This is a genomic window from Vibrio sp. 1-1(7), assembly GCF_013048485.1.
In the GTDB taxonomy this organism is placed as follows: domain Bacteria; phylum Pseudomonadota; class Gammaproteobacteria; order Enterobacterales; family Vibrionaceae; genus Vibrio; species Vibrio fujianensis.
This window is the reverse complement of sequence record NZ_VHSP01000001.1, coordinates 1,577,415-1,598,297: the sequence shown is the minus strand read 5'-3', so window position 1 is coordinate 1,598,297 and position 20,883 is coordinate 1,577,415. Positions and strand designations below refer to the sequence as shown.

Genomic DNA, 20,883 nt, shown 5'->3' with positions numbered 1-20,883 from the left:
TTAGCCCTGCTTTGCAGGGTTTTTTTACAATTGGAGCATTCGATATGTCTTTTCTTCCTTACAGCGAAGGAGAACTTAAGCCCCAAAGACGTTGCCAAGAGAGTGCGCTGGGATTGTTAAGTCGGCGAGATCATAGCCAATATGAACTGATGCAAAAGCTTTTGATGAAAGGATTTTCGCACTCAGATGTTGAGCAAGCCATTTTATACTGCCAGCACTATGGTTATATCGATGATTTACGTTACGCACTTAGTGTTATTCGTCAGCATATCAGTAAAGGACATGGTGAGAGACGGATTCGTCAATCTTTACAACAAAATCGAGTCAGTGATGATCTGATCGTCATCGCCTTTTCGCAAGTAGAGATCGACTGGTTTGAACTCGCCAAGCAGGCGGCAGATAAAAAATTTAACTCTTGCGCTTCTATCGACAGAAAAACGCAAGCAAAGCGTATTCGCTTTTTACAGTATCGTGGGTTTAGTTTTGAGCAAATTCAGTACGCATTATCTGATTTGAGTGAGATTGAAAATGAGTCTGCTTGACGCTGATGATCCCACCCCAGCCTTGTTTTTGAGAGGCTATGTTTTGCAATTTTCCTCTTTTAATTAAGAAAACTAGTCGAAGCCTTATCCATGCTTTACAATAGCTCAAAATTCTAACTTGAGTCATTCAGGAAGAGCTGCATGTATATGAGCACCGATGAGGTTCGCCGCGCGTACCTCTCATTCTTTGAAAGTAAAGGGCACCAGATCGTTGATAGTTCATCATTGGTGCCTACTAATGATCCGACCCTGCTATTTACTAACGCAGGAATGAACCAATTTAAAGATTGTTTTCTTGGCCTAGAAAAACGCGCTTATACGCGAGCGACAACCGCTCAACGTTGTGTACGTGCTGGTGGTAAGCATAATGATCTAGAAAACGTTGGCTTTACTGCTCGTCACCATACTTTTTTTGAAATGTTGGGTAACTTCAGTTTTGGTGACTATTTCAAAGAAGATGCGATTCAGTATGCATGGGAATTTCTCACCGAAGTTCTTCAGTTACCTAAAGAACGCTTATTGGTTACCGTGTATCAAACGGACGATGAAGCCTTTGATATTTGGCATCAAAAAGTCGGTATTCCACAAGATCGCATTATCCGCATTGGTGACAAACCTGGAGGGAAAGCTTACGAGTCGGACAACTTCTGGCAAATGGGTGATACCGGCCCTTGCGGTCCTTGTACCGAAATATTTTATGATCATGGTGAACACATTTTGGGTGGGCCTCCAGGATCAGCAGAAGAAGATGGTGATCGTTTTATTGAAATCTGGAACGTGGTGTTTATGCAGTTTAATCGCCATGCCGATGGAAAAATGGAGCCGTTACCGAAACCGTCGGTCGATACTGGAATGGGGATTGAACGGATTTCTGCGATTGTTCAAGGCGTCCACTCTAACTATGAGATTGATGTTTTCCAAACCTTGATCAAAGCGGCCGCCGAAGTGATTGGGTATCAAGACCTGACCAATCAATCATTGCGTGTGTTAGCCGACCATATCCGTTCATGTGCTTTCTTAATTGTCGATGGTGTAATGCCGTCGAACGAAGGGCGTGGCTATGTATTACGCCGGATTATTCGCCGTGCCGTTCGTCATGGTAATAAACTGGGTGCTCAAGGCGCATTTTTCTACAAGCTGGTGACACCACTCATTGACGTTATGGGTAGTGCAGGCAAAGAGTTGCATAAACAGCAAGCGTTGGTTGAAAAAATCCTTCGTATTGAAGAAGAAAACTTTGGTCGTACTCTTGAACGAGGACTGGCGATTCTTAATGACGCGTTAGATGCCTTAACGGGTCAAGAGCTGGATGGTGAAACGGTTTTCAAACTGTATGATACTTATGGCTTTCCAGCCGATTTAACTAATGATGTAGCACGTGAACGAGGCTTTACCATTGATGAAGCGGGTTTTGAAACCGCAATGGAAGAGCAGCGTCAACGCGCTCGTGAAGCAGGGCACTTTGGTACAGACTATAATCGTTTGATTAAGGTTGAGGGCCAGTCTGAATTCTGTGGTTATAACGCAGTGCAACAGGCAAGCCCAGTATTAGCGATGTTTGTTGATGGTCAAGAGGTCAATGCGTTATCGGCGGGTGATAAGGCCATTGTGGTACTGGAGAAAACGCCGTTTTACGCTGAATCGGGTGGCCAATGTGGTGATACCGGCGTGTTAAAAACAGCGTCGGGGCTATTTCAAGTCGAAGATACTCAGAAATTAGGTCATGCCATAGCCCATTACGGCTTGTTACAAGAGGGGGTTATGGCCAAAGAAGATCAGGTTGAAGCGATCGTTGATGCCAAGCGCCGTGCTGCAATTTCACTAAACCATTCAGCCACTCACTTATTGCATGCGGCATTGCGTCAAGTGTTGGGTGAACATGTTGCCCAAAAAGGTTCACTCGTTAAAGCAGAAGGCTTGCGCTTTGACTTCTCACACCTTGAAGCGATGACCACTGATGAGCTTAAAGACGTTGAGCGCTTAGTTAATAGCCAAATTCGTCGTAATCATGTGATTGAAACGGCGATCATGGACATTGAAGCGGCGAAACAGAAAGGGGCGATGGCACTCTTTGGTGAAAAGTATGATGAGCAAGTGCGCGTTCTTTCCATGGGTGACTTTTCAACCGAATTATGTGGTGGTATTCATGCCTCACATACAGGAGACATTGGCTTATTTAAGATTCTGTCCGAAGGCGGTATCGCGGCTGGCATTCGTCGCATTGAAGCGGTTACCGGTGAAGCCGCTCTCGATGCTTTAGAGAATCAGCAACGTAAATACGAAGAAAAACTCTCTGAAACTGCCCATAAAGTGAAGCAACTTGAGAAAGAAATCCAGCAGTTGAAAGATAAATTGGCGACCCAAGCAAGCGCATCCTTAACCGATCAAGTGAAAGAGATCGCTGGGGTTAAAGTGCTTGTTGCACAACTCAATGGTGCTGATAATAAAGCACTACGTGGGATGGTTGATGAATTAAAAAATCAGCTAGGTAGCGGTATTATCATGTTAGGTAATGTCGTGGATGATAAAGTCGGCTTGATTGCAGGAGTGACCAAAGATTTGACCAGCAAAGTGAAAGCCGGAGATTTGGTTAATATGGTTGCACTACAAGTTGGTGGTAAAGGGGGCGGCCGCCCTGATATGGCACAAGCGGGAGGGAGTGACGCCAAAGCGCTTCCTTCTGCTTTAGAGTCTGTTGACGCTTGGATTGCAGAGCGTCTATAACATAGTGATAAGTTACGCTCAATCAATTATCTTTTGATTGAGCGTAATTTTATCTGGTTAACCAAGTGGTGTAATTGGCGTTGTTTTAAACAAAACCAGTTATCCACTTGGTTTTGTTGTTTATATCCCTCAATGACTCATCAAGCAATTGATTCATTGTTGGGGCCATGAGACTTTGTCTTGGGAAGGTGAATACTGGTGAAAAATCCCCTTATCGTACAAAAGTTCGGTGGAACGTCGGTCGGCTCTATTGAGAGAATATATACCGTTGCTGAACACATCATTAAAGCAAAAAATGATGGGAATCAAGTTGTTGTGGTTGTATCTGCCATGGCTGGTGAAACGAACCGTCTGTTGGGCCTTGCCCAACAAATTGAGCGTGTACCGAATGCAAGAGAGCTTGATGTTTTACTCTCTGCGGGTGAGCAAATGTCGATGGCATTACTTGCCATGGTTTTAAATAAATTGGGGTATCCCGCTTGTTCCCTTACTGGAACGCAAGCCAACATTGTCACCGATAACCAACACAACAATGCAACGATCAAGTCGATCGATACCCGAACCATTCGCGAATTATTGACTCAAGGGCTTATTGTGGTCATCGCAGGCTTCCAAGGGGTGAATGAGAAAGGGGATATCACCACATTAGGTCGAGGGGGATCGGACACGAGTGCCGTGGCGTTAGCTGGCGTACTCAACGCTGATGAATGTCAAATTTTTACGGATGTGGATGGCATATATACCTGTGATCCTCGCGTGGTGCCATCTGCGCGTAAATTGGCGGTGATCGACTTCCCTTCGATGGAAGAAATGGCCCGTAAAGGGGCGAAAGTGTTGCACTTACCTTGCGTTCAATATGCGTGGAAACATCAAGTCCCACTCAGAGTGTTATCGACCTTTGATACCAATCAAGGGAGCTTAATTAAAGGTGAGCGGGGAACACAGAACATATGTGGCATTGCGATTCAGAGGGAGATGCTACTCGTCAAGATTGAATCTGACGATGCCACCATTCTGGAAAAGCAGTGCCATATGCTGGGGATCGAACTATGGAATGTGATCGAGGAAGCAGAATGGACGGCGATAGTGATAAAACAGGACGCTTATGCGAAGTTAGAACTGGTGTTTAACGGTAAAATCCGCAATAGTGAACCTGTGAGTTTGTTAACCACCGTTGGATTGCAAGCTGCTACGTTGGTGGAGCATTCTTGTGCTTTATTGACCGAACAAGGGATAGATGTGCATTATGTCTCCACAAGCTCGCAATCATTGATGTTAACGCTTGCGCCGCATAAGGTGGATAATGCGGCTAATATTTTGCACAAGGCTTATATTTATTCGGACACTTCGCTGGCGTTTGAGGCAAAGCAGATGCTTTTAGGCTGATTTAGATGCAATAAAGTTTACTGGGAGATAACTTTTAGTAGATAATAGCGTAGTTGCAAGATAATACAGAGATTACTCAAGGAGCAAAGAATGCTAATTTTGACTCGCCGCGTTGGCGAAACACTGATGATCGGTGATGAAGTAACGGTAACAGTTTTGGGTGTAAAAGGTAATCAAGTACGGATAGGTGTTAACGCTCCCAAAGAAGTATCTGTGCACCGTGAAGAAATTTACATGCGCATTCAAGCAGAAAAAGGTAATGGTAACGTTGCTCCTAGCAACTACTAATTATCGAGATAAGGCTGGTATTAACCGGCCTTATTTATTTTTTGTTCGTTAAGAATCACGGTATTGTGCATTTGAAATAGCGTGATAAATCCTAGGCTTTGGTACTTAAGTGTAAAAAGTCAACGCTTTGGTTAAATAGCCAACGGTTAACGTTTTTTTTAAAACTTTTACCAAGAAAGTGTTTGACATATTTTTGGTAAATCGTAATATGTGCCTCCGCAAGACGGTGAGGTGGCCGAGAGGCTGAAGGCGCTCCCCTGCTAAGGGAGTATACGGTTTGTAGCCGTATCGAGGGTTCGAATCCCTCCCTCACCGCCATTCTTGCAAGGCTTATAATAATTAAGCAACCGCGCGTCCTTAGCTCAGCTGGATAGAGTACCTGGCTACGAACCAGGCGGTCGGAGGTTCGAATCCTCCAGGACGCGCCATATAATAGAGAAACATGCTTGTGGTGAGGTGGCCGAGAGGCTGAAGGCGCTCCCCTGCTAAGGGAGTATACGGTTTGTAGCCGTATCGAGGGTTCGAATCCCTCCCTCACCGCCATTTGTTGGTTTATTGCTAACAATTTTGTTTCGAAGAGATTTTAGTGTGATTTATCACATTCTGCGCGCTCATAGCTCAGCTGGATAGAGTACCTGGCTACGAACCAGGCGGTCGGAGGTTCGAATCCTCCTGAGCGCGCCATTATTTTAAGTTAGTGATATCATCACTAGCGCCGTGCGTCCTTAGCTCAGCTGGATAGAGTACCTGGCTACGAACCAGGCGGTCGGAGGTTCGAATCCTCCAGGACGCGCCATTATTTAAGGTCATAAACAACCTTGGTGATTTGACTGTTGTGTAAAGTTTAATTTCACCGAAGCCCTGCGCGCTCATAGCTCAGCTGGATAGAGTACCTGGCTACGAACCAGGCGGTCGGAGGTTCGAATCCTCCTGAGCGCGCCATTATTTCAAGTTAGTGATATCATCACTAGCACCGTGCGTCCTTAGCTCAGCTGGATAGAGTACCTGGCTACGAACCAGGCGGTCGGAGGTTCGAATCCTCCAGGACGCGCCATTATTTAAGGTCATAAACAACCTTGGTGATTTGACTGTTGTGTAAAGTTTAATTTCACCGAAGCCTTGCGCGCTCATAGCTCAGCTGGATAGAGTACCTGGCTACGAACCAGGCGGTCGGAGGTTCGAATCCTCCTGAGCGCGCCACCTTTTAAACCTCGCAATTAAGCGGGGTTTTGTTTTTTACAATCCTGTAGCATTTTTTTATTTCATTTTCACAACATACTGTTTTTATTGGTCTGTTCTCCTTTTACTAGCTGCATCTCAAATTTTATTTCAAATTCCTATTAATCTACTCATATTCACTAAAAACGTGCGAGTTTCTTAGCTCAATTACATCACGTTTTGTGATTTGTATGACGGTTCTTTCACTTGGTTACTCTGATTTGTTTAAAAATCCTAAACAAAATTGACAATTTTTCACAAGTCGAGATAATCCTGTTGGCTTTTGTCGGAATAATAATGGTTTATCGCAGACAATTGCTGTCAGGATGACACAGAAAGGAAGCAACATGACAAATATTGGAAGCCTGCTAGTTGATGCGGCTACCCTGATGGTTACAGGGATGGTCGTCGTATTTCTATTTTTAACCATTTTGGTCTATCTCGTTCGGTTCATGTCTAAATGGGTACCGCAAGAAGTACCTCAGACGATAGTCAGCCCCAAAAAATCGATTCAACCAACCTCTGCTGCAGTTCCCCCTCAGGTGGTAGCGGCTATCTCTGCCGCTGTACATCAGTACCGACACTCAGCTGCTAAGTAGTACCAATTAAAAGGAGTTAATGAGCATGTCTAAAGCACTTGCTATTACCGATGTGGTGTTAAGAGACGCCCATCAATCATTATTTGCGACGCGCATGCGTCTTGAAGATATGTTGCCTATTGCAGCAGAGTTGGACAAAATCGGCTATTGGTCGTTAGAAACTTGGGGTGGCGCTACCTTTGATGCGTGTATTCGATACTTGGGAGAAGATCCTTGGGAGCGTCTGCGTGCGCTAAAAAAAGCGATGCCCAATACCCCAATGCAGATGTTATTACGAGGGCAGAACCTGCTTGGTTATCGCCATTACGCGGATGATGTGGTTGAGAAGTTTGTCGAGCGTGCTCACGTTAATGGGATGGATGTATTCCGTATTTTTGATGCAATGAACGATGTACGCAACTTTCAGCAAGCGATCAAAGCAACGGTCAACGTTGGTGCACATGCTCAAGGAACGCTCTCTTATACCATTAGTCCAGTCCATAATACAGAAACTTGGGTTGATCTGGCGAAGCGATTAGAAGATCTTGGCTGTCACTCATTATGTATTAAAGACATGTCAGGACTTTTAAAACCTTATGAAGCGGAAGAGTTAATATCGCGGATTAAAGCATCGTGTGATGTTCCTCTTGCTTTACATTGCCATGCGACAACTGGATTATCAACGGCAACCGCAATAAAAGCGGTAGAAGCTGGGGTGGATATTCTTGATACTGCCATTTCGTCAATGAGCCAAACCTATGGACACACGCCAACGGAAACGGTGGTTGCTATGTTGCAAGGGACAGCACGAGATACCCAGCTTAATCTCGAACATCTTGCGCCTATTGCAGCGTATTTCCGTGACGTTCGTAAAAAATACGCCCAATTTGAAGGACAACTAAAAGGGGTTGACTCGCGAATTTTGATTGCTCAAGTCCCGGGTGGTATGTTGACTAATATGGAAAGCCAACTAAAAGAACAAGGCGCTGCAGAGCGGCTCGATGAGGTGTTGGAAGAAATTCCTCGTGTTCGGCAAGATCTTGGTTACATCCCTTTAGTTACACCAACATCTCAAATTGTTGGTACTCAAGCGGTGATTAATGTTTTAACGGGTGAGCGCTATAAAAGTATAACCAAAGAAACTGCCGGGGTACTGAAAGGAGAATATGGGGCAACACCTGCTGAAGTGAATCAAGATCTACAGGCGCAAGTGTTAAAAGGAAGTAAAGCCATTACTTGCCGCCCTGCTGACTTGCTTCAAGATGAAATGACACATTTAACCACGGAATTATTAGCTAAAGCTAAAGAGGATGGTATTTCATTAGCGCAAGAGACCGTGGATGATGTACTGACTTATGCTTTATTCCCTCAAGTCGGACTTAAATTTCTGAAAAACCGTCATAACCCCAATGCATTTGAACCCGCACCGGGATCTGAAACGGTCGAATCTGCCGCAGCTCCTGTAGTAAAAGATTCTGTACCGAGTATCGAAACCTATAGTGTCAAAGTTGACGGGCAAGTGTATCAAGTAGAAGTGGGTCCCCAAGGTCAAATTAGCTCGGTGACCGCTAGTCAGTCTACAGCGACAACCTCTGCTCCTGTTCCGGCCTCAGCAGCTGAAGCTGTGCCCGCTCCTCTTGCCGGAAATATTTTTAAGGTTCAAGTTCAACCTGGAAGCGAAGTGGTTGAAGGCGATGTGCTGGTTATTTTAGAAGCGATGAAGATGGAAACCGAAGTTCGGGCTGCGCGTAGTGGTGTTGTTCAAGAGCTGCATGTGAAGGAAGGGGATGCAGTGACAGTCGGTGCGCCGATCTTAAGTTTGGCATAAGGGTGTAACATGGACGGATTATTAACCCTGTGGCACGAAACAGGGATTGCTAACTTTACGCTTGGCCAAATCATGATGATTCTTATCGGCTGCGTATTGCTTTTTTTAGCCATACGTAAAGGTTTTGAACCTTTATTGCTGTTACCGATTGGGTTTGGAGCTATCTTGGCAAATATTCCTAATGCCGGTTTTACTGAGCCGGGTGGGTTGTTGTACTACGTGTACTATATTGGGATCGAATCGGGTATTTTCCCGTTGTTGATTTTTATGGGCGTGGGCGCAATGACCGACTTTGGTGCTTTGATTGCCAACCCTAAAACCTTGTGGTTAGGTGCCGCTGCGCAGTTCGGTATTTTTGCAACATTATTTGGTGCGATCATGCTTAACTATGTGCCAGGAATGGAGTTTTCGTTAGCTGATGCTTCGTCAATAGCCATTATCGGTGGCGCTGATGGTCCGACAGCTATCTTTTTAGCCAGTCAACTGTCACCGAAGTTATTAGGAGCAATCGCAGTTGCTGCGTACAGTTATATGGCATTGGTTCCTATCATTCAGCCACCGATCATGAAGGCATTAACTACACCACAAGAGCGTCAGATTAAAATGGCTCAGTTGCGTCATGTAGGGAAAACGGAAAAAATTATTTTTCCGCTGCTCGTGTTACTGATGGCCATTTTGTTCCTACCTTCGGCTACTCCATTGGTTGGAATGTTCTGCTTGGGGAATTTAATGCGTGAAGCCGGTGTGGTTGAGCGCTTATCGAAAACGGCACAAAATGAACTGATTAATATTGTTACTATCTTCTTAGGTCTTGGAGTGGGTTCAAAACTTCAATCCGATCAATTCCTTAATATTTCGACCTTAGGTATTTTAGTGCTTGGTGCTGTCGCATTTAGCATTGGTACTGCAGGGGGAGTTTTGATGGCAAAAGTGCTCAATAAATTCTCTAAAGAAGATATTAACCCATTGATAGGTGCTGCCGGAGTTTCTGCTGTACCAATGGCGGCGCGTGTTGTTAATAAAGTCGGGTTAGAAGCTAACCCACAAAACTTTTTATTGATGCATGCTATGGGGCCAAATGTTGCTGGCGTGTTAGGCTCGGCGGTTGCGGCTGGGATTTTATTAGCTTTAGTCGGCTAAATAAGGGCATTTTAGGGCTGAGCGTTAATAACGATTGACGGATAGTCTATTAAGTGATGTCGTCGTCGCGCGGTAGCGATGCTTGACTCGCTTGTCGCCTGCCTGCAATTCCAAGTTGTTTGGGTATAGTAATAAAATGATATATATTCAAAGGGATGCTTTAGCATCCCTTTTTTCATCACCAGCCACAGGGACTTAGAATATGGATAATAAGCAGATTGTCATTACCCAATTTGGTGGGCCAGAAGTGCTCGCTATTCAGTCATCACCAATTCCAGAGCCTCAGGAAGGAGAAGTGTTGGTCAAAGTCGCTTTTACCAGTATTAATCCTATTGATACTAAAACTCGAGCTGGACTGGGTTGGGCTGCTGCGCAAAATCAAGATAAATTACCTTGGGTTGCTGGATATGACATCGCAGGGCAGGTGGTGAAAGTTGGACAGGGTGTTTCAGCGCTTGAAAAAGGGATGAATGTCGCGGGGTTTGTTGGTTTTCCTCTCCGTGGGGGTGGTTATAGCCAATATCTTTGTGTTCCTGAAAGAGAGCTGAGTATCGTGCCCGATTCCGTTACGCTAGAAGCGGCTGCGGCATTACCCCTTGCAGGACAAACTGCGGCGCAGGCATTGAGTAAAGCTCAAATTCAAGAAGGTGAACGCGTGTTAATTTTAGCGGGAGCCGGTGGAGTCGGACATATTGCATTACAAGTTGCGATAGCCGCTAAAGCTGAAGTGTATACCACGTGTAGTGAAAGTAACCTTGATTACCTCGCGACGTTAGGGGCTCATGCTATTAACTATCAATTTGCTCCAGTTTCACAACGTTTGGAAGCGGTGGATGTTCTGATCGACCTTGTGGGCGGAGATGCGGCATTGGATGCGCTTAAATGCCTTAATGATCATGCTCGTGTGGTGAGTGTGCCAACATTAAGTGCGGAATTAATCTGTGAAAAGGCGAAGATGTTAGGCTTTCAGGCAACCGGTATGTTAGTTGATCCAAACCCTGAGCAGTTAGATACCTTGTTATACATGGTCAGTGTTGGTTTATTAAAAGTGGAAATTCAACACGTTTACCCAATGGATCAAGTTCGTCAAGCACATGAGCAGATGGAAACTGGGCATACGCGCGGTAAAATTTTGCTTAATATGCAGAGTTAGCATACCTTGGCGATTGACCTTACTCAGATTGCTCAGTTCTTTTCAGAATCGGCACTCTGGGTGCTGTTTTTTGTTAGTTTTCTTAGTGCCACTCTGTTACCGGGTGGTTCTGAAGCTATACTATTGGCCACTTTTTCGATTCAGACATTTTCTCCTATAACCATTATTATGATTGCCACCTTCGGGAATACGTTAGGGGGGATGACTAATTATTGGCTAGGTTGGCTGTTGCCTAATCGAACTCAACAAGAAAAACAGGGTCATAAAGCACTACGATGGTTAAATAAACATGGTTATTGGGCTCTATTGTTGAGTTGGTTACCCATTATTGGTGATCCGCTTTGTTTAGCCGCTGGATGGTTAAGAATGAAAAGCTTCCCCGTATTGAGCATGATTATGCTTGGTAAGGCTTTCCGTTATATCATGCTGGGGGCATTTTTTTATGGTTTTTTCTAAGGAGTTATGATGAAAAAACTTTGGCTAGGTTTGATTACGTGTATTGCGTTGTACGGTTGTACATCTTCAACATCACTTCCCTTTTTCTCATCTTTACCCGATGGCGTCACTTTAATCGAGCAAGTGGATACCCAGTCCGATACGGTGGGCATTCCTTATCGTAAATACCAACTTTCGAATGGGTTAACGGTCATTTTATCCCCCGATCATTCCGATCCTCTTGTGCATGTGGATATGACTTATCATGTGGGATCAGCAAGAGAAGAGGTGGGTAAATCTGGCTTTGCTCACTTTTTTGAACATATGATGTTTCAAGGCTCAAAGCATGTTGCCGATCAAGAGCACTTTCGTTTGATCACAGAGGCGGGCGGATCCTTAAATGGCACCACAAATCGAGATCGAACCAATTATTTTCAAACCGTTCCTGCGAATCAATTGGAAAAAGTACTGTGGTTAGAGTCAGATCGCATGGGCTTTTTGCTTGAAGCGATTTCACAGCGTAAATTTGAAATTCAGCGAGACACGGTTAAAAATGAGCGAGCGCAAAATTACGATAATCGTCCATATGGTTTGATTTGGGAAAAAATGTCAGAAGCGCTTTATCCAGAAGGCCATCCTTATTCTTGGCAAACGATAGGCTATGTGGAAGATTTAGATCGAATTGATGTGAATGATCTTAAGGCTTTCTTCTTACGTTGGTATGGGCCAAATAACGCGGTATTGACGATCGGGGGGGATATTGATATTGCACAAACCTTAGCCTGGGTAAACCGTTATTTTGGATCTATACCTAAAGGCCCACAGGTTGATAGTGCCCCTAAACAGCCCGTTCATTTAGAGCAAGATCGCTATATTACTCTTGAAGATCGAATTCAGCAGCCGATGGTTGTGATCGGTTGGCCAACCGCTTATCAAGGCGCAGAGCAGCAAGCTTCACTCGATACGTTAGCGCAAGTATTAGGCAGTGGTAGTAATAGCTTGCTCTATCAAAATTTAGTGAAAACCCAGCAAGCGGTTGACGCTGGGGCATTTCAAGACTGTGCAGAGTTGGCTTGTACGTTTTATGTTTACGCAATGGCTCCATCAGGTGAACCGTCGCAATTAGCACCACTATATCAAGCATTGATGGATACTTTGCAGCAGTTTTCTCGGCAAGGCGTCAGCAACTCGCGGTTAGCGCAGATCAAGGGTCAAGCAGAAGCTAATGCGATTTTTGCTTTGCAAAGTGTACAAGGGAAGGTGAGTCAGTTAGCCAGTAATCAAACATTTTATGGTCAACCGGATCGCATTGAGCAGCAGTTAAATCAGTTGCGGGCCGTTTCTTCTGATTCTATCACCAAGGTGTTTCAGCAATATATTGACCAGCATCCCAAAGTGACATTAAGCGTGGTTCCCAAAGGGAAAACAGAATGGGCCGTCCAACGCGCTACATTTGTTACCCCTAAACGACAGCTCCCTGAATATAAAAAAATAACAGAGGAGCAGTTAGCGTATCGTCATGTTAATGATTCGTTTGATCGCTCTATCATTCCCGATGCCGCTCAAGCCGTTCAAATAGAGATGCCTGTACTTTATGACTGGTATTTTGATAATGGCTCAGAGTTATTAGGAACAAAGATGACCGAGACACCAACCGTGCTAATCGACATACGGCTTCCCGCCGGAGAACGTCATGTTGAGGTTGGGAAAGAAGGACTTGCCCATTTAACGGCCGCTCTGTTAGAGCAAGACTCTGCGCAACGAAGTGTAGAAAAAATTCAAGCTGAACTCGATAAACTTGGGTCGGTGATTCGAATTAATGCTGGTTCGTATGCAACCAATGTCACTATCTCTAGCTTGAAAATGCACCTACCAGAAACCTTAGCCGTGGTTGAAGAGCGGTTATTAAGTCCAGGGTTTAATAAGCAAGATTTTTCACGTATTCAACAACAGATGATGCAAGGCATCGTCTATCAACATCAGCAACCCAGTTGGTTAGCCGCTCAAGCGACGCGTCAAGTGCTGTTTGGCCACTCGGTATTTGCGCGTTCAAGTGAGGGCACGACGGCCTCTATCGCGGCGCTTACACTTGATGATGTTAAGGATTTCTATCGTCAGCATTATACCCCTAATGGAGCGAAAATCGTTGTTGTCGGTGATATTGATCGCCAAGAGGTGGTAAAACAACTAACATTTTTTGCCCGATGGCACGGGGAGCCAGCTCCGATGATCAATCCTCAAGTCATTGCACCTTCGAGCGAACAAAAAATTTATGTGGTAGATAAACCAGGAGCACCACAAAGTGTCGTTCGTTTTGTTCGTAAAGGATTGCCTTTTGATGCGACAGGGGAACTCTACCTTAGCCAATTAGCAAATTTTAATTTAGCGGGTAACTTTAATAGCCGACTCAACCAAAACCTACGTGAGGATAAAGGCTATACCTATGGTGCTAGCGGCTATTTTACTGCTAACCGAGAAATCGGTGCAGTGGTCTTCAACGCACAAGTGCGAGCGAATGTGACCGTTGACTCAATCAAAGAGATCCAGCAAGAGTTAGCGCATTTTAGTCAACAAGGCTTAACAGATAAAGAAATGGAATTTCTACGCCTTGCGGTTGGACAGCAAGATGCTTTGAGTTATGAGACGCCCTCTCAAAAAGCTCAGCTCATCAGTCAGATTTTGACTTATAACCTCGATCGAGATTATTTACAGCAACGCAATCACTTGGTTCATCAGGTCGATAAAAGCACGTTAAATCAATTAGCGAAGAAATGGTTTCAGCCACAGGATTATCAAATTATTGTGGTTGGGGATATGAAAAAACTGAAGTCGCCATTAGAAAAGTTAGCAATTCCTATAGAAGAGCTTGAAATCATCCGTTAGAGTACGCATATATCCAAGTAATGGCACAGGGAATGGTATTTATTTGGCTGCTTGCTACTCATTTCGAGGCATTGTTGAACTCAGTGAGTTGCCGAGGAAAAGTCAGTTGCTCAACGCTAGGCCATCAAGGAATCCGGTGGTTTAGCATTTTATTTGCAAGAGACAAGTTACTTATTTGCAAGAGACAAGTTACGCTCAGCTGCATTTCAAACATAACCAATATAAGCGAATCTCATTTTGACTAATTTTGCTGCGCGACTTAAACGAGTTGCTAACCAACCTGAAATCTTTCAACAGTTCAGCCGTGGGGTTGAACGTGAAACCTTACGCTACACAGCCGACGGTACTATTGCCCAAACCCCTCATCCACAAAGTCTCGGTTCCCCATTAACACATCGCTGGATAACAACCGATTTTGCTGAATCACTGCTTGAATTTATTACGCCCGTTTCTCATGATGTTTCAACTTTAATGGCTCAGCTTGCTGACGTTCACCATTTTGCTCAGAGTCAAATGGGAAATGAAAAGTTGTGGCCGTTATCAATGCCTTGCTACGTTGGTTGTGAAGATGATATCCAACTGGCTCAGTATGGCCGTTCAAATTCAGGTCGAATGAAAACGCTCTACCGCATGGGGTTAAAGCAGCGTTATGGCAGCCTCATGCAAATTATTTCTGGGGTTCATTTTAACTTTTCATTTCCAGATACCTTTTGGGATGCCCTGTATGGCGAACAGACAGAAGAAGATCGCCAAGATAGTCAATCAGCGGCATATTTTGCAATGATTCGTAACTATTATCGTTTTGGATGGTTGATTCCTTATTTCTTTGGGGCGTCACCAGCCTTATGTTCTTCTTTTATTCAAGATCGTAAAACCGATCTACCGTTCGAATCTATTGGTAAAACTCTTTATTTACCTTATGCAACCTCATTGCGTTTGAGTGACTTAGGGTATACCAATCATGCGCAAAGTGTTTTGAAAATTGGTTTCAACCACATTGAGCAATATTTGGCAGGGTTAAACCAAGCAATCAGAACGCCTTCCGAGCAATTTGCCAAAATCGGGATTAAAGTCGATGGGGAATATCGACAATTGAATAGCAATATCCTACAAATTGAAAATGAGCTGTATGCACCTATTCGTCCTAAACGAGTGGCAAAAGCAGGTGAAAAACCGTCCGATGCTTTAGCGCGTGGTGGGGTGGAATATATCGAAGTTCGTTCGCTGGATGTGAATCCATTTAGTCCGATAGGGATTACCGAGCAGCAGATTCGCTTCCTGGATCTCTTCCTTACATGGACTGCATTGTCCGATTCTGATCCTATGGATAATTGTGAACTGGAATGCTGGCGTGATAACTGGCGCAAAGTGGTATTAGAAGGACGCAGGCCTGGTCTTGAGTTGAAAATAGGTTGTCATGGCGAAAAGTTAACGTTAGCGTCGTGGGCAAAGCGTGTATTCGCTGATCTAACCATAATTGCTGAGCAGATGGATAAAGCTAATGGTGATACTGCTTATCAAGAGGTTTGCCAACAATTAGTTGATTGGATTGATCATCCAGAAAAAACGTTATCAGCTCAAATTCTTCAGCAAACTCTCCAAATGGGGGGATTGGGTAAAGTTGGTCGTAGCTTGGGTGAGGCCTATCAACAGATAAATCTAAATCATACTTATCAGATTTATTCAGCAGCAATCATGGAGCAAGAAGCTAGACGTTCATTGGATGCTCAGTACACGATAGAACAACAAGAAACTCAGACTTTTGACCAGTTTTTATGCGCCTATTTTAGTTATTTAACAGAATAAACTTGCAAGCTAAAACCGGTTGTTAGCCAGGTTGCTACCCTTATGATCTACGAAAACAAAATAGTCTCGTTTAGGGATAGATTCAAGGAGAGAAGTATATGCCATTGCTAGATAGTTTTACGGTTGACCACACACGAATGCAAGCGCCCGCGGTACGCGTGGCTAAGACGATGCAAACACCGAAAGGCGACACAATTACGGTGTTTGATTTGCGTTTTACGTTGCCCAATAAAGCGATTTTATCTGAAAAAGGAATTCACACGCTAGAGCATTTGTATGCTGGATTTATGCGGGATCACTTAAATAGTGATGCCGTGGAAATTATCGATATTTCACCGATGGGATGTCGAACCGGCTTTTATATGAGCTTAATTGGTCGACCTAGTGAAGAGCAGGTTGCCCACGCCTGGCTGGCCGCAATGCACGACGTTCTTAAGGTTGAAAGCCAAGATAACATTCCTGAGCTGAACGAATATCAATGTGGTACGGCTGCTATGCATTCTTTATCTGAAGCTAAAGCGATTGCTAAGCAAGTTATTGATGCCGGAATCCAAGTCAATAAAAATGATGAGTTGGCTTTACCCGCAGCGATGCTTAACGCCTTAAAAATTGACTGATTGAATTGTCTCTGAGATAAAAAGGCTTGGTCTTATGTGACCAAGCCTTTTTGTTTGAAATCGTGCACGAAATCTATTGCGCTTTTTTGACTTTACGAGGAAAAACGCGCACCAGTTTAATGCGATTTTCTTCTAGCTCTATAATTTCCATGGGGTGGTTGGCAACTTTGACACTTAAATGGTTTTCTGGGATCTCTTCAAGATGTTCTAAAATCAAACCATTCAATGTTCTTGGGCCATCCGTTGGAAGGTTCCATTTCAAACTCTTATTAATATCTCGAATATTCGCACTGCCTTCAATTAAGAAACTGCCATCCCCCTGTGGTGTGATCTCTTCCGCCAGACTAGGAGACATTGAGGTGGTAAATTCACCAACGATCTCTTCTAAAATATCTTCTAATGTTACTAAGCCGATAATGTCGCCGTATTCATCAACAATAAGCCCAATGCGCTCTTTATTGCGTTGGAATTTCAGTAACTGCACATTTAACGGCGTACCTTCAGGAATGAAATAAACTTCATCAGCGGCCCGAAACAATCGTTCTTTATTGAATTCATTTTTTTCGAGCATCAAGCGGGCAGCTTCTCGCAGGCGCAGCATACCAACTGCTTCATCAATATTATCGCGGTATAGTACGACTCGCCCATGTGGGGAGTGGGTTAACTGCCGGATGATGGATTTCCAATCATCGTTAATATTGATGCCGGTGATTTCATTTCGAGGGATCATAATATCATTCACCGTGACATGTTCGAGATCGAGAATGGATAGCAACATATCTTGGTGGCGGCGAGGGATGAGTCGGCCAGCTTCATTGACTATTGTACGCAGTTCATCGGAGCTGAGTGGATCATCGCCACCATGTTTCGCTCGAACGCCAAGTAAGCGTAAAAAACCGTTAGTGATCAAATTGACAAAAATCACTAACGGTGCCATTAGCTTCATAAGTAGAGTTAGAACAATGCTGCTGGCGTAAGAAACACGCTCAGGATAAAGCGCCGCCAATGTTTTTGGGGTCACTTCAGCAAACACTAATACCACTAAGGTGAGTGCTCCGGTGGCAATGGCCACGCCAATATTGCCATACAAACGCATCCCGATAATGGTAGCGATGGCGGAAGCGAGAATATTAACTAGATTATTGCCGATTAAAATAAGACCAATTAAGCGGTCTGGGCGGCTGAGTAATCTTTCAACGCGTTGTGCTCCTTTATGTCCGGTACTTGCTAGATGCTTTAAGCGGTAACGGTTAAGAGCCATCATCCCTGTTTCTGAGCCTGAGAAGTAGGCTGAAATAACGATAAGACACGCGAGTAGCGCAAATAAGATACCCGTTGAGATGTCGTCCAAAACGCACTGTTTCCTTATATAAAATTAAAATGAACAATGATCCGTGTGATCTTATCTGAGAATAATTTCTCTGACAAAACGGCTGCCGAAATAGGCCAAGGTTAATAGTGTGGCTCCCGCAATCGCAAACCAAGTGACTTTACGTCCACGCCAACCTTTTTGATAATGTCCCCACAGTAAAACGGAATACACAATCCAAGCAATAAAAGACAAAATGCCTTTATGGGCTTTCCCTTGAGCAAACATATCTTGAACAAAAAACAATCCGGTTAATAATGTTCCCGTTAACAGTAGGTTACCAATTAGAATGATTTTAAATAAGTGACGTTCAACCATCATCAATGGAGGAAGATTTGGATTAATGGATAACCCTTTTTTCTTCTTTAATTTATGGTCAAGCCACGCCAGTTGTAGCGCATAAAGAGCCCCAATCGACAACGTTGAGTAGGAAAATAACGCAAAAGAGATATGCACCATTAATTTGGGATCATGTTCTAAATGGGTAATAAAGGTACTAGGAAGAAATGCCGCTAAGGATAAGTTGATCGCCGAGAAACTATATACCACCGGCAGTAAAAACCACAGACGAGCTTTAAACATCGCTAAACTCATTACCAAAGAAATAATAAAGCTGATCAATGAGGCGACATTAAGAATACTCAGGTTCTGACCGGAGCTGTGTAAAATTAGCCCGACGAGTAACCAGGCATGAAAAAAGAGCCCCAATGCGGCACTAATAAAAACAGTTTTTGCTTTGACGCCTGTTTGATTGACCAGTCCTGGGACAATGGCTGCAATCGACAAAAAATATAAAACAGCGGCAACGATAGCGATTAGGTTATCCATATTTGTCACAAAATTGGTTGCTCAATTAAAGAATTATACCTTGCTAAGCCTCAATGGGCTACGTTGGATCGTTATCGTTTTTAAGTGTTGAGATATTGCCGTATAACCCAATCTTATAAAGAAACCCGTTTGTTACTCCGCAATGGGTATGCCTAGCCAATAGGCTAAGGTATACTCAAGAGTATTGATCGCCTAATCGCGAAGAGAAAAAAATGTTTGAGAATTTAACAGATCGATTATCTAACACGCTGAAAAATATCAGTGGTAAAGGGCGTCTTACTGAAGACAACATCAAAGACACCTTACGTGAAGTTCGTATGGCCTTGCTTGAGGCCGATGTTGCATTGCCTGTGGTGCGAGAATTTGTCAGTCGAGTGAAAGAAAGCGCGGTTGGCGTTGAGGTTTCTAAATCCCTTACCCCTGGTCAAGAATTTATTAAGATCGTCCGTCAAGAACTCGAAGCGGTAATGGGGGCGGCTAATGAGGCTTTAAACCTAGCCGCTCAACCACCAGCGGTGATTTTAATGGCTGGCCTGCAAGGGGCAGGTAAAACCACCAGTGTCGGTAAACTTTCTAAATTACTGAAAGAGCGCGATAAGAAGAAAGTCTTGGTGGTTTCTGCTGACGTATATCGTCCGGCAGCAATTAAACAACTTGAGACACTAGCCAGTGATCTAGCGGTGGATTTCTTCCCCTCTTCAGCCGATCAAAAGCCGATTGATATCGCCACGGCAGCGGTTGAGCACGCCAAGAAAAAGTTTTATGACGTTTTGATTGTTGATACCGCAGGTCGTTTAGCGGTTGACGAACAAATGATGGGTGAAATTCAAGCATTACATCAAGCCATAAACCCTGTTGAAACCTTATTTGTGGTTGATGCCATGACAGGGCAAGATGCAGCGAACACCGCTAAAGCCTTTGGTGATGCACTACCATTGACTGGCGTCATTCTTACTAAAGTTGACGGTGATGCACGGGGTGGGGCGGCGTTATCTGTCCGTTATATCACAGGTAAACCCATTAAATTCTTAGGGGTTGGTGAAAAAACGGATGCCTTAGAACCTTTCCATCCTGATCGCGTCGCCTCTCGGATCTTAGGTATGGGCGATGTGTTGTCGCTGATCGAAGATTTACAGCGTAATGTTGACCATGAAAAAGCAGAAAAACTAGCGAAAAAATTCAAAGAGAAAAAGGGCTTTGATTTAGAAGATTTTCGTGAGCAACTTGGGCAAATGCAGAATATGGGTGGCATGATGGGCATGTTAGACAAGCTGCCGGGTATGTCTCAGCTTCCTGCCGGTGTTAAAGATAAAGTTGATGACCGGATGTTTAAACAGATGGAAGCTATCATCAATTCGATGACCATGAAAGAGAGACAAAATCCTGATTTAATCAAAGGCTCGCGCAAAAAACGCATCGCCGCAGGTTCTGGAACCCAAGTGCAAGATATAAACCGGTTGCTTAAACAGTTTACCCAAATGCAGAAAATGATGAAAAAAATGCAAAAAGGCGGCATGAAAGGCATGATGCGTAATATGCAAGGCATGATGGGAGGTGGTTTTGGTGGTGGTGGTTTCTTTGGCCGTTAAGCTTGGTGAATAAAATGAGCTTGAACAGTAGATTAAGAATCTTTTATTAAACTGCTAACACGCTCACAGTAATTGTTGTTGGGTTTTGGTGGTGAAAAATTGGCTAAAGCCCTTGCAAAGCCTCGGAATAAGAGTAAAATTCCGAGGCTTTATTTTGGCACGAGACCCCAAACTGTTTTTTAATCGAATAGTTGCTGGGGTTAATTTTATTTTTGAGAAAGCAAAGAGGACGACATGGTAACCATTCGTTTGGCACGTCACGGCGCTAAAAAGCGTCCATTTTATCAAATCGTTGTAGCAGACAGCCGCAACGCTTCTACTGGCCGTTTTATCGAAAAAGTAGGTTTCTTTAACCCTACCGCAACAGGTCAAGAAGAAGGCTTACGTGTTGATCTAGATCGCGTGAACCACTGGGTATCACAAGGTGCATCTTTATCAGATCGCGTAGCTAAACTAGTAAAAGACGCTCAAAAAGCGGCTTAATTCAATCATGACTAGT

General features: G+C 44.0%; 16 protein-coding genes and 8 tRNA genes. 22 read left to right on the top strand and 2 right to left on the bottom strand.

The window, feature by feature from the left end; genetic code table 11:
• Positions 1-44: 44 nt before the first annotated feature.
• From recX to luxS, 20 genes are all read left to right on the top strand, one after another.
• Positions 45-542: a recombination regulator RecX gene (gene recX, locus FKN05_RS07320; RefSeq protein ID WP_170887170.1), complete on the top strand. Its 498-nt coding sequence runs from the start codon at positions 45-47 to the stop codon at positions 540-542.
• Between the two features lie 141 nt (positions 543-683).
• Positions 684-3,266, top strand: a complete 2,583-nt coding sequence (alaS, locus tag FKN05_RS07315) for an alanine--tRNA ligase (RefSeq protein ID WP_170887169.1) — start codon at positions 684-686, stop codon at positions 3,264-3,266.
• A gap of 198 nt (positions 3,267-3,464) precedes the next feature.
• Entirely contained in the window at positions 3,465-4,652 is a 1,188-nt protein-coding gene (locus tag FKN05_RS07310) for an aspartate kinase (protein ID WP_170887168.1), read from the top strand.
• A gap of 90 nt (positions 4,653-4,742) precedes the next feature.
• Entirely contained in the window at positions 4,743-4,940 is a 198-nt protein-coding gene (csrA, locus tag FKN05_RS07305; RefSeq protein ID WP_099611788.1) for a carbon storage regulator CsrA, read from the top strand.
• 225 nt (positions 4,941-5,165) lie between these two features.
• Positions 5,166-5,258: transfer RNA gene (locus FKN05_RS07300), tRNA-Ser, on the top strand.
• A gap of 33 nt (positions 5,259-5,291) precedes the next feature.
• Positions 5,292-5,368 (top strand) — tRNA-Arg (locus FKN05_RS07295).
• A gap of 22 nt (positions 5,369-5,390) precedes the next feature.
• Positions 5,391-5,483 (top strand) — tRNA-Ser (locus FKN05_RS07290).
• 64 nt (positions 5,484-5,547) lie between these two features.
• A tRNA-Arg gene (locus tag FKN05_RS07285) sits at positions 5,548-5,624 on the top strand.
• 35 nt (positions 5,625-5,659) lie between these two features.
• Positions 5,660-5,736, top strand: a tRNA-Arg gene (locus FKN05_RS07280).
• A gap of 69 nt (positions 5,737-5,805) precedes the next feature.
• Positions 5,806-5,882: transfer RNA gene (locus FKN05_RS07275), tRNA-Arg, on the top strand.
• A 35-nt stretch (positions 5,883-5,917) separates the two neighbouring features.
• A tRNA-Arg gene (locus FKN05_RS07270) sits at positions 5,918-5,994 on the top strand.
• A gap of 69 nt (positions 5,995-6,063) precedes the next feature.
• A tRNA-Arg gene (locus FKN05_RS07265) sits at positions 6,064-6,140 on the top strand.
• Between the two features lie 365 nt (positions 6,141-6,505).
• Positions 6,506-6,757, top strand: coding sequence for an oxaloacetate decarboxylase subunit gamma (locus FKN05_RS07260; RefSeq protein WP_099611789.1), 252 nt, complete (start codon positions 6,506-6,508; stop codon positions 6,755-6,757).
• Between the two features lie 25 nt (positions 6,758-6,782).
• Positions 6,783-8,564, top strand: coding sequence for a sodium-extruding oxaloacetate decarboxylase subunit alpha (oadA, locus tag FKN05_RS07255; RefSeq protein WP_161426863.1), 1,782 nt, complete (start codon positions 6,783-6,785; stop codon positions 8,562-8,564).
• Positions 8,565-8,573: 9 nt separating this feature from the next.
• Positions 8,574-9,704: a sodium ion-translocating decarboxylase subunit beta gene (locus FKN05_RS07250; RefSeq protein ID WP_099611790.1), complete on the top strand. Its 1,131-nt coding sequence runs from the start codon at positions 8,574-8,576 to the stop codon at positions 9,702-9,704.
• Positions 9,705-9,906: 202 nt separating this feature from the next.
• Positions 9,907-10,857 carry an NADP-dependent oxidoreductase gene (locus FKN05_RS07245; RefSeq protein ID WP_099611791.1) on the top strand — a complete coding sequence of 317 codons (951 nt, stop codon included), beginning with the start codon at positions 9,907-9,909 and terminating at the stop codon, positions 10,855-10,857.
• 6 nt (positions 10,858-10,863) lie between these two features.
• On the top strand, positions 10,864-11,313 hold the full coding sequence (locus tag FKN05_RS07240) for a YqaA family protein (protein WP_099611792.1): 450 nt from the start codon (positions 10,864-10,866) through the stop codon (positions 11,311-11,313).
• A gap of 9 nt (positions 11,314-11,322) precedes the next feature.
• Positions 11,323-14,175 carry a M16 family metallopeptidase gene (locus tag FKN05_RS07235; protein WP_170887256.1) on the top strand — a complete coding sequence of 951 codons (2,853 nt, stop codon included), beginning with the start codon at positions 11,323-11,325 and terminating at the stop codon, positions 14,173-14,175.
• A gap of 237 nt (positions 14,176-14,412) precedes the next feature.
• Positions 14,413-15,981 carry a glutamate--cysteine ligase gene (gshA, locus tag FKN05_RS07230; RefSeq protein ID WP_099611794.1) on the top strand — a complete coding sequence of 523 codons (1,569 nt, stop codon included), beginning with the start codon at positions 14,413-14,415 and terminating at the stop codon, positions 15,979-15,981.
• Positions 15,982-16,079: 98 nt separating this feature from the next.
• Entirely contained in the window at positions 16,080-16,598 is a 519-nt protein-coding gene (luxS, locus tag FKN05_RS07225; protein ID WP_099611795.1) for an S-ribosylhomocysteine lyase, read from the top strand.
• A gap of 73 nt (positions 16,599-16,671) precedes the next feature.
• Here the strand turns inward: luxS and FKN05_RS07220 are convergent, their stop codons facing one another.
• Positions 16,672-17,949, bottom strand: a complete 1,278-nt coding sequence (locus FKN05_RS07220; RefSeq protein ID WP_161427576.1) for an HlyC/CorC family transporter — start codon at positions 17,947-17,949, stop codon at positions 16,672-16,674.
• 51 nt (positions 17,950-18,000) lie between these two features.
• Positions 18,001-18,795 (bottom strand): cytochrome C assembly family protein, encoded by a 795-nt coding sequence (locus FKN05_RS07215; protein ID WP_170887166.1) that lies wholly within the window; start codon positions 18,793-18,795, stop codon positions 18,001-18,003.
• Between the two features lie 212 nt (positions 18,796-19,007).
• Here FKN05_RS07215 and ffh point away from each other — a divergent pair, with 212 nt between their 5' ends.
• Together ffh and rpsP are read left to right on the top strand one after the other, a co-directional pair.
• Entirely contained in the window at positions 19,008-20,384 is a 1,377-nt protein-coding gene (gene ffh / locus FKN05_RS07210) for a signal recognition particle protein (protein WP_161427177.1), read from the top strand.
• Positions 20,385-20,618: 234 nt separating this feature from the next.
• A complete protein-coding gene (rpsP, locus tag FKN05_RS07205; RefSeq protein WP_099611797.1) occupies positions 20,619-20,867 on the top strand; it encodes a 30S ribosomal protein S16 in 249 nt (82 codons plus the stop codon).
• Positions 20,868-20,883 lie beyond the last annotated feature (16 nt).

What these genes read in the sequence shown, in the direction of transcription:
- FKN05_RS07250 (WP_099611790.1), top strand. Translation starts at nt 8,574, where the DNA reads ATGGACGGATTATTAACCCTGTGGCACGAAACAGGGATTGCTAACTTT.
- recX (WP_170887170.1), top strand. Translation starts at nt 45, where the DNA reads ATGTCTTTTCTTCCTTACAGCGAAGGAGAACTTAAGCCCCAAAGACGT.
- alaS (WP_170887169.1), top strand. Translation starts at nt 684, where the DNA reads ATGTATATGAGCACCGATGAGGTTCGCCGCGCGTACCTCTCATTCTTT.
- csrA (WP_099611788.1), top strand. Translation starts at nt 4,743, where the DNA reads ATGCTAATTTTGACTCGCCGCGTTGGCGAAACACTGATGATCGGTGAT.
- luxS (WP_099611795.1), top strand. Translation starts at nt 16,080, where the DNA reads ATGCCATTGCTAGATAGTTTTACGGTTGACCACACACGAATGCAAGCG.
- FKN05_RS07245 (WP_099611791.1), top strand. Translation starts at nt 9,907, where the DNA reads ATGGATAATAAGCAGATTGTCATTACCCAATTTGGTGGGCCAGAAGTG.
- FKN05_RS07235 (WP_170887256.1), top strand. Translation starts at nt 11,323, where the DNA reads ATGAAAAAACTTTGGCTAGGTTTGATTACGTGTATTGCGTTGTACGGT.
- FKN05_RS07260 (WP_099611789.1), top strand. Translation starts at nt 6,506, where the DNA reads ATGACAAATATTGGAAGCCTGCTAGTTGATGCGGCTACCCTGATGGTT.
- rpsP (WP_099611797.1), top strand. Translation starts at nt 20,619, where the DNA reads ATGGTAACCATTCGTTTGGCACGTCACGGCGCTAAAAAGCGTCCATTT.
- ffh (WP_161427177.1), top strand. Translation starts at nt 19,008, where the DNA reads ATGTTTGAGAATTTAACAGATCGATTATCTAACACGCTGAAAAATATC.
- oadA (WP_161426863.1), top strand. Translation starts at nt 6,783, where the DNA reads ATGTCTAAAGCACTTGCTATTACCGATGTGGTGTTAAGAGACGCCCAT.
- FKN05_RS07215 (WP_170887166.1), bottom strand. Translation starts at nt 18,795, where the DNA reads ATGGATAACCTAATCGCTATCGTTGCCGCTGTTTTATATTTTTTGTCG.